Below are 4,059 nucleotides of genomic sequence, written 5' to 3' on the forward strand. Positions count from 1 at the left end.
GACTCGCCTGAAGGCAGCAGCCCCAGCTGCGGCCGGGGATGGTTGCCGTCGCGGTAGTTGACGCTCTCGAAACCGATGCGGCCCTTCGCCAGCGCGTCTCCCGGTTGCTTCCGCCTGGCCTACGAACGGGCTTTCCGTCAAGGGGGTCCACGGCGGCCCCGCCCTTTTGATCCGGCGGCTCGGGCCAGTTATCGCGCAAGAGATCGGAATCCGCATTCTTCTCAAAGAGAGCGTGGCTTTCGCTGTGTCATCGGTCATCAAATAGTTTCTTGAATCAGGTTGGTGTCCGCAGCCCGAGGTTGAACGGCGAATATTGATGACCGCCGCGAAGCCGCTCGCTCGCTACGGCGCCATCGAGGAGCGCGCTCGCGAGCGGCTTCGCTACCGCCGAGCGACACAACCTCTGGCGACGCGACCCTGCTGATCTCCTTGGACCCATTCATTTGTGCGGAGGCGCTATGGGCAGCGATGGGTGGGTACGTCAACTACCTGATGCCATAGTATCGGTGCTTTCGCGGAAGGTTTAGAAGCCATCTTGTTGCAGCACATTCCCCGAAGACATCCGAATGGAGGGCAACGCAACCAACAATATTCAATGAGGATCCCGGCACCACCAGACCAAACCCAGACCAAACAAAGCTGCCTCCGGCATTCTGCTTCAATGTTAAACGACGAACATATGCCGCAAACCACTAGCCATTAAACAGCTCTCTTCTTTGACGACTATGTGCAGAGGACTTAATATGGACACCGACGCTTTCACGGCTCATGAATCTAGCGTTCGTCGTTATTGCCGGGCGTTCCCCACCGTCTTTACGAAGGCCCTTGGGGCGACGATCTGGGACGAGACGGGTAAGCCCTTTATCGATTTCCTGGTGGGTTCCGGCGCACTCAACTACGGGCACAACAATCCGGATATTATGGCGCCGGCGATTGAATATCTCGTCGGTGAGAACATTCTTCTGTCGCTTGATATGCATACGGCGGCAAAGCGTGACTTCATTGAAGGGTTCGTCGATTGGATCCTGAAACCCAGAGGCCTTTCATACAAGATTCAGTTTCCTGGGCCGACCGGCACGAACGCCAACGAAGCGGCTCTGGCGCTGGCGCGAAAATACACCGGCCGCTCGAGCGTCATGGCCTTTACGAATGCGTTCCACGGCATGTCGCTCGGCTCTCTAGCGGTGTCGGGCTCGGCCTCAACCAGGGAACTGGGAGGCGTCGCTCGCCACGATGTGATCCGTGTTCCCTATGACGGCTATCCGAGCCAAGCTTTCGATTCCGCCAGTTACATCGACAGCGTTTTGAGCGACCCGGGGAGCGGCATAGAAAAGCCTGCCGCAATCATTCTGGAGACCATCCAGGCAGAGGGCGGCATGAACGCCGCATCCGCAGCGTGGCTCACGGAAATTCAGCGCATTTGCCGCACGCATGGCATTGTTTTTATCGTCGACGACATCCAGGCAGGTGCGGGCCGAACTGGCGACTTCTTCTCATTCGAGTCTGCAAAAATCGAACCGGATATTGTTTGTCTTTCTAAGTCCCTTAGCGGTTCAGGTAGTCCGTTGTCCATCGTTCTGATTCGACCCTACTTGGATATATGGAAGCCCGGAGAACATAGCGGGACCTTCAGAGGAAACAATTTCGCCTTCGTGACGGCAGGAGCCATGTGCAAGATGTGGTCGGATAGGAAATTTACTGCAGGTGTCGAGCGGACAGCCGTCAGGCTGCAAACGCACCTCGATCGCCTGGTTGCGAAATTTCCAAGATACATCGAACAGAAGCGCGGCCGCGGTCTGATGGCCGGCCTGAAATGCCGTTCACCGGCAGTTGTCGGCCGCGTGCACGATGTCGCATTCGAAAATGGCCTTCTTATCGAATCCTCGGGGCCAAATCGCGACGTTATCAAAGTCCTCCCGCCGATAACCATCACCGATGCCGAACTCGATCGTGGCATCACCATCCTTGAACACGCACTACAGGAGCAAGACAATGCCTAGTCAGATATCTCAAGTGCCAGCCATCTCGCCGGTTTCGATCAAAGAACGGACCGGGTCGATCAACACGGCGGAGATCATCTCGGTCCTGAAAGGTGAGCTCACCGCTCTGCACATCAAGCAAGCTTTCAGCACCGAAGTAGCAGAGGAGATCACTACGAACTTTATTGGAAGCTCCGGTCTCAGAGAGCGTAAAGATGGTGTGCCCGGACAATATGTCGGCGCATCTCACTACAGAAAGGATGCAGCCACCTATTTCGCAGACGCCGAAAACGCGCGGCCGTACGTCGATGCCCTTTTTAAGAATTTGGTTGACCCGGTTCGAGCAGTATTCGGGGCGTTGAAGCGAGAGCTTCACAACCAGGGAATCGAATTGCGGCTAGCGCGTTCCGAACACGGCCAGGCCAATGTTTGTCGCGGCCTCAGTTGGTCGGGCACAGGCACCTTTTCCTTGGATCCCCACGACGACGTCGCTCAAGTCTTACGTGCTGGCGATGATTACGAGCTTTCTGCGGTGGCGCACAATACGGTCGCAGCGCTCAACCTCTATCCCAGCATGCCTGAGCAAGGCGGCAATCTGAAGCTCTGGAGCCACAAGCCGACGGTTGCGGACCGGATATCGCAAGGTGTGGAGACCACTGGATACCCCTATTCGGCAGCCTATCTGGAGGCCGTCCCTTGCCGCGAGTTCGAGCTCAAAACTGGGGATATCGCCCTAATCGATGGCGGCTTCGTTCACGGGGTTACCGGTCAATCAGGCGACGGAAAGCGTCGCCTGGTGCTGAATTGCTTTTTCGGATTTGCCCGGCCTGACCTTGTTCTCTGGTGGACCTGAAGTTGGACGTCGCACCGTAGACCTTGATCAGCATGGTCGACGAGGCACATCTCGACGAATTGCGCCAGCTGCGGCTGGTGCGGGCGCTGGCGGTGGGCATCCAAGAGAACTGGCTTGAAGCGATCCGTCTGCGCGAGCTCACGAAGGAGAGCCTGAGGGCATTGGCCGCCTGAGCACCGCCCGTGTGTCCGCCGCTCCGCTAGACGGCGGCTGCGCGGCGGACACTCAACGTCACCACTGAATGCCACGCCATTTTAGCAGAACTTGACGCACACAACTCACCAGGCGACGCCGCATCGCAGAGTGCAGGGCGCTCCAGATGGTTGAGCCGGAATCTTCTCGTCCATCACGCGCGCCACCTCCTGTTGACCGGTACGCGGGGCTGCTCTCAGATTTTGCAGCCGCCGATGGGCCGAGGACTCCACGACATAACGCTCGTCTACGCCAACCTCGCCGAGGTTCAGGCGCACTCTCAGCTTTGCCGCATCAGGAGCGTCTCTTCGGCCAGCGCCTGCCATGGTGGCATCTGCGCGGTCTTCGCATCGTACGGTTTGAGATCGAACTGATATGGTGTGCGCTGGCGCAGCATGAACTCCTCCGACGGCGCGTGGTCGGCCCTGGTGCTGTGCCCCGAACCTATTCGGCCGTTCCGTCCTGCAGCAAGTCACCAAGACCCCAAAGTACTGGCGTAGTTGCGCCACGCGATTCAGACCGCGCCCGCAGCGGAAAACCTCCCGGTCAGCCTTCTCGATCACCTCATGAATGTGAACACAACCCCGGCCCGAGGATGCGATGGACGAAAACTCGCGTTCCGCAGGTCCGTGGGCGTTGTGTCATCGTGTTGTTCACACTGCGAGGCCGCATTCGTGGGTCGACTATGAGACCCGGCAGCCATAACGGGATTATTGGCGCAATCCGGGCTCAGCGGCCTTACATTACAGAAAAGACCGAGACTCTAATCGTCGCCTGACGACACTTCGGCGGCGCTCACCGCTTCCTCCAGTTCGATGATCCCGAGGCTTACCGCCTTCATAGCAGCGACCGTTCTGCTGCCCGTGTCCAATTTCCGCATTACGTTTTTTATGTGAAAATTCACAGTGTTTTCGGACCTGTTAAGTATTCGTCCTATCTCCCACGACGATTTCCCTCTGGCTGCCCAGAGTATGCACTCTATTTCCCTTGCGGAAAGGACGGGCACTTCTTCGAGTTGGGGGCGTTCCATAATCC

4 protein-coding genes are annotated in these 4,059 nt (G+C 57.7%); 3 read left to right on the forward strand and 1 reads right to left on the reverse strand.

Annotated elements, in window-relative coordinates:
• Positions 1-743 precede the first annotated feature (743 nt).
• Genes ectB through EOB49_RS36585 form a run of 3 tightly spaced genes read left to right on the forward strand, consistent with a single transcriptional unit; the run spans position 744 to position 3,005 of the window.
• Positions 744-2,000 carry a diaminobutyrate--2-oxoglutarate transaminase gene (ectB, locus tag EOB49_RS27550; RefSeq protein ID WP_127330948.1) on the forward strand — a complete coding sequence of 419 codons (1,257 nt, stop codon included), beginning with the start codon at positions 744-746 and terminating at the stop codon, positions 1,998-2,000.
• A complete protein-coding gene (locus EOB49_RS27555) occupies positions 1,993-2,832 on the forward strand; it encodes a hypothetical protein (protein ID WP_127382837.1) in 840 nt (279 codons plus the stop codon). Before ectB ends, EOB49_RS27555 begins: the two co-directional genes overlap by 8 nt.
• Before the next feature lie 32 nt (positions 2,833-2,864).
• Positions 2,865-3,005: a hypothetical protein gene (locus EOB49_RS36585; RefSeq protein WP_158302722.1), complete on the forward strand. Its 141-nt coding sequence runs from the start codon at positions 2,865-2,867 to the stop codon at positions 3,003-3,005.
• A gap of 782 nt (positions 3,006-3,787) precedes the next feature.
• On the opposite strand, the gene EOB49_RS27560 is transcribed toward EOB49_RS36585, so the two are convergent.
• Positions 3,788-4,059, reverse strand: a 272-nt coding sequence (locus EOB49_RS27560) for a helix-turn-helix transcriptional regulator (RefSeq protein WP_245472856.1), incomplete at its 5' end; no start/stop codon positions are given.

The organism is Mesorhizobium sp. M7A.F.Ca.MR.148.00.0.0 (genome assembly GCF_003997735.1).
In the GTDB taxonomy this organism is placed as follows: domain Bacteria; phylum Pseudomonadota; class Alphaproteobacteria; order Rhizobiales; family Rhizobiaceae; genus Mesorhizobium.

Excerpts from the sequence above, each read along its gene's own strand:
- ectB (WP_127330948.1), top strand. The coding sequence starts at position 744 with ATGGACACCGACGCTTTCACGGCTCATGAATCTAGCGTTCGTCGTTAT.
- EOB49_RS27555 (WP_127382837.1), top strand. The coding sequence starts at position 1,993 with ATGCCTAGTCAGATATCTCAAGTGCCAGCCATCTCGCCGGTTTCGATC.
- EOB49_RS36585 (WP_158302722.1), top strand. The coding sequence starts at position 2,865 with ATGGTCGACGAGGCACATCTCGACGAATTGCGCCAGCTGCGGCTGGTG.